This window comes from Pseudomonas agronomica (genome assembly GCF_025917275.1).
Classification (GTDB): Bacteria; Pseudomonadota; Gammaproteobacteria; order Pseudomonadales; family Pseudomonadaceae; genus Aquipseudomonas; species Aquipseudomonas agronomica.
The window spans coordinates 1-842 of sequence record NZ_JAOSHO010000936.1; the positions used below are offsets into that span (position 1 = coordinate 1).

Consider the following 842-nt stretch of genomic DNA (forward strand, 5'->3'; position numbering starts at 1 on the left):
GAAATCCGCGCCCCTCGCGGTAACACGCTGACCGCCAAGAGCTGGCTGACCGAAGCGCCGCTGCGCATGCTGATGAACAACCTCGACCCGGAAGTCGCCGAGAACCCCAAGGAACTGGTGGTCTACGGTGGCATCGGCCGCGCGGCGCGCAACTGGGAGTGCTACGACAAGATCGTCGAAAGCCTCACCAATCTAAATGATGACGAAACCCTGCTGGTGCAATCCGGCAAGCCGGTGGGCGTGTTCAAGACCCACAGCAACGCCCCGCGCGTACTGATCGCCAACTCCAACCTGGTGCCGCACTGGGCCACTTGGGAGCACTTCAACGAACTCGATGCCAAGGGCCTGGCCATGTACGGCCAGATGACCGCCGGCAGCTGGATCTACATCGGCAGCCAGGGCATCGTGCAGGGCACGTATGAAACCTTCGTCGAGGCTGGTCGCCAGCACTACGATTCCAACCTCAAGGGCCGTTGGGTGCTGACCGCCGGCCTGGGCGGCATGGGCGGCGCGCAACCGCTGGCCGCGACCTTGGCTGGCGCGTGCTCGCTGAACATCGAGTGCCAGCAGGTGAGCATCGATTTCCGCCTGAAAACCCGCTACGTCGACGAGCAGGCCAAGGACCTCGACGACGCCCTGGCGCGTATCGAGAAATACACCGCCGAAGGCAAGGCCATTTCCATCGCGCTGTGTGGGAACGCCGCCGAGATCCTGCCGGAAATGGTCCGTCGTGGTGTGCGCCCCGACATGGTCACCGACCAGACCAGCGCCCACGACCCCCTCAACGGCTACCTGCCGGCTGGCTGGACCTGGGACGAATACCGTGCCCGCGCCAAGACCGA

1 protein-coding gene is annotated in these 842 nt (G+C 64.5%); it reads left to right on the forward strand.

The window, feature by feature from the left end; all coding sequences use genetic code 11:
* Positions 1 to 842, forward strand: an 842-nt coding sequence (gene hutU / locus OC610_RS28220; RefSeq protein WP_264432958.1) for a urocanate hydratase, incomplete at both ends; no start/stop codon positions are given.